Source organism: Ideonella sp. P3_A4 (genome assembly GCF_056403075.1).
In genome coordinates this window covers 1-3,292 of the sequence record NZ_JBFUGE010000638.1, presented here as the reverse complement: position 1 = coordinate 3,292, position 3,292 = coordinate 1, and the positions used below count along the sequence as shown (strand labels likewise).

The window sequence follows — 3,292 nt, the reverse complement described above, 5'->3', positions numbered from 1 at the left end:
TTGCAGACCAGCTTGTAAGGCTCCCAAAATTCTGTCTATAATCTGAGGCTTCACTTCCCCGATAGCTCAGTTGGTAGAGCGCCGGACTGTTAATCCGTAGGTCCCTGGTTCGAGCCCAGGTCGGGGAGCCAAACAAAGCCAGCAATGGCACCCAAAAAGCCCAGCCCTCACCGGTTGGGCTTTTTGCTTTCTGGTGACCTGCTCTCCGGCGTGCGCCGGGTTGTTTGCAGATGAGGCGGGAGTGCAACTTGCCGCCTTGGCGGGGCTGAGGTACTTTCACCTCACCGCACCTGCAGCACGCCATCACCATGGGGCCTTCGCGCACTGCCTCTGAACCGCTCGCCCATGAGCCTGGTGAGTTGCAGCTGCCGTCGCTGCAAGCCTACCGGCATCAACGCGCGATGCGCTTTCTCTACGAGCGAACCAAGGTCGGCCCGGCCTACTACGCAGTGGCCACCCTGTTGACCGCCTGGGTGGGCGACTACTTTTCGCCGCTGCGCGCGATCAGCTGGACGCCGGTGTTGGTGTTCGCGGCGATCTGGTACCTGCGACATGCACACCGGCTACCGCCAGAGCCCTGCAGCGAGCGGCAGGCGCGCATTTGGTGGCGGCACCATTGGTGGTCGATCCAGGTCGCCTGTGCCGTCTGGTGTGTCGTGCTGTACGTCGTCGGCACCATCGAGCAAGGCCTGACCCCGGCGATGTTCATCGCATCGCTGGCCACCATCGCCCTCGGGACGGCCGCTTGCGAGATCGCCACCGCGGACAAGCACAACCCGGCGATGGCGGTCTTGCTGCTACAGGCGCCGGCATTGYTGCTGCTCGCSTTTCAGTTCCCGGCGCTTCGCAGCCTGGCGGTCATGATGGGCATCTACTGCGTCTACCTGTTGGGCACCCAATTGAAGCGGCGGGTCGCCGAGTTCGACAGCGAGATGACACTCGAACACCAGTTGCTGACCCACCGCGCCGAGCTGGACCGCATGACCCGGCTCGATGCGTTGACCGGCCTGGCCAATCGCCGCGAGTACCAGAGCGTGCTGGCCTGGGCCTGGAACAACGCCCGCCGCTCCCAGTCTTCACTGGCCTTGCTGGTGGTCGATCTCGACCATTTCAAGACGGTGAACGATCGCCACGGCCACACGGGCGGGGACGCCTGCCTGAAGCACGTGGCCTCGACACTGCAGGCGCAGTTCCGGCGCTCGACGGACCTGGTGGCGCGCATCGGCGGCGAAGAGTTCGTGGCGCTGTTGCCCAATGCATCGGCAGAAGAGGCCAACGAACTGGCACAACACTGCCGCGCAGCGATCGAAGAGTCGCCCACGCGCTACGCCGGTCACACGATCACGCTGACCGCCAGCATCGGCGTCGGCGCCGTTGACTGGCGCATCGACACGAGCGCCGAGGCCTTCTTCTCGCGTGTCGACGCCGCTTGCTACGAGGCCAAGCGCAGCGGGCGCAATCAGGTGGTCATGGCCCACACGACGGCCGAGACACCCAAGCCCGACAGCGTTGCCCGCGGCCCCGTCGGAACCGAGGCTTTTCAGCGCGTCCAGCCGGGCTGACGGCGACGCCGTCTCGCCAACCCTAACGCCTGACCTTGCCGTATTCCGCCAGCATGGTGAGGTCAACAAAGGTCGACCCGGTGTGCTTGTGGGGCCCGAAGCTGACGTTGAAGCCGCCGAAGCTGGTGTCGATGGATTCCAGGCCGGCGATGAAGGCATCGACACCGGTACCGCCATGCATGCGCTTCAGGCCCTCGCAGAACACCTTGGCCGCCACATAGCCTTCCATGCTGGAGTAGTTCGGCTGCGAGCCGGCAGYCGTACTGGCGGTCAGGTACTCGCGCGACAGGCCGGTGACAGCGGCAAAAGGGTACGGGACCACCTGGCTGACCACGACGCCGCGGCTGTCCGCGCCCAGTTCGTCGGACAAAGCTTTGGTGCCCACGAACGACACGTTGTAGAAGGTGCCGCCGTAGCCCGCCTTGCGCGCTTCGCGGATGAAGGCGGCGCAGGACTTGTAGGCACTGATCTGAACCACTGCATCAGGACGCGCCTTGACGATCGCGGCCACCGCCTCGTCCACCGCCACCGTGTTGCGCTCGACAGTGCCGAGCCCAACAGGCGCCAGGCTGCGCGCCTGCAGCGCACGCGTCACGCCCGCCAGACCGGCCTTGCCGTAGCTGTCGTTCTGGTAGAACACGGCGATCTTCTGCATCCCGAGCGAAGTCACGTGCTTGACGATCTCGGCGGTTTCGTCGAAGTACGACGCGCGAACGTGAAAGGCGTAGCGGCTGAAGGGATCCCGCAGCCCTTGCGCACCGGTGAACGGCGCAAAGAAAGGCACCTTCGCCGCATTGGCCAGCGGCAACGCCATCAGGCTGGTGGGCGTACCMACGTAGCCGAACAGTGCGAACACCCCGGCATCGATCAGCTTCTTGGTGTTGGCTTCACAACGATCGGGCTCGTAGCCATCGTCAAGTGTCTGCAGCTCGATCTGCCGCCCGTCGATCCCACCCGCGGCATTGACCGCGTCGAAATACATGCGGGCGCCGAGGTTCATCTGAATGCCCAGCTGTGCAGCCGGCCCGCTGAATGCGGCCGACTGCCCCAGTACCAGGCGGCTGCCGCTGGCGTGCGATCGCAACCCCGTGCCACAGAAAATTCCGGCCGCGAGCCCTTGAAGGGTCTGGCGGCGTGTCCAGGTTCTTTTGTTCATGCGATACCCTCACACAACCGAGACGATTGGCGCAACAGCGGCAAACCCGCGACATCGCTCCGCCAAGAGAGCGCATTAGTACACCTTGTTTCGCGCCAGTCGATAGGCGCACCCGCCGCGTGTCGTGACGTTTGTGGCCCGCGATACGACGAGGCGCGTTGCTTCGTGATTTCCTGGCGGGACCAACGGTCCACTCCCCTCACCGCAGGAACATCAGCGACTGCAGCTATCCTTGGCTCGCCCAATCCGGGCGACTTCTTGCTGGCTTCGACCGAAGACTAGCCTTTTCTCGTGCTCACAGGCGCCCTGCCCCCACACGCTGACTTTCTACACTTGATCGGCAACGCCGTGCCCGACCCGGTCGTTCGGCCCTGGCCATGCTGCCCCCAAATCACGGCGCCACGATGACGATAGCCTGGTTGCGCGGGGGCCTCACTGGCCTGCTCCTGGCGCTGAACACGGTGGCCGTCTTCTCGCTGATGTTGCCGCTGGCGCTGGCGAAACTGGTGCTACCGGCTGGTGCGCTGCGCGTCGGCTGCGACAAGGTTTTGAACGGCCTGGCGTCGTGCTGGGT

General features: G+C 64.7%; 2 protein-coding genes and 1 tRNA gene. 2 read left to right on the top strand and 1 reads right to left on the bottom strand.

The window, feature by feature from the left end; translation table 11 throughout:
- Positions 1-55: 55 nt before the first annotated feature.
- Positions 56-131: transfer RNA gene (locus AC1DYI_RS30320), tRNA-Asn, on the top strand.
- A gap of 177 nt (positions 132-308) precedes the next feature.
- Positions 309-1,562: a GGDEF domain-containing protein gene (locus AC1DYI_RS30315; protein ID WP_477207831.1), complete on the top strand. Its 1,254-nt coding sequence runs from the start codon at positions 309-311 to the stop codon at positions 1,560-1,562.
- A 22-nt stretch (positions 1,563-1,584) separates the two neighbouring features.
- Here AC1DYI_RS30315 and AC1DYI_RS30310 read toward each other — a convergent pair whose 3' ends face one another.
- Positions 1,585-2,718, bottom strand: coding sequence for an ABC transporter substrate-binding protein (locus AC1DYI_RS30310; protein WP_477207830.1), 1,134 nt, complete (start codon positions 2,716-2,718; stop codon positions 1,585-1,587).
- Positions 2,719-3,292: the final 574 nt, after the last annotated feature.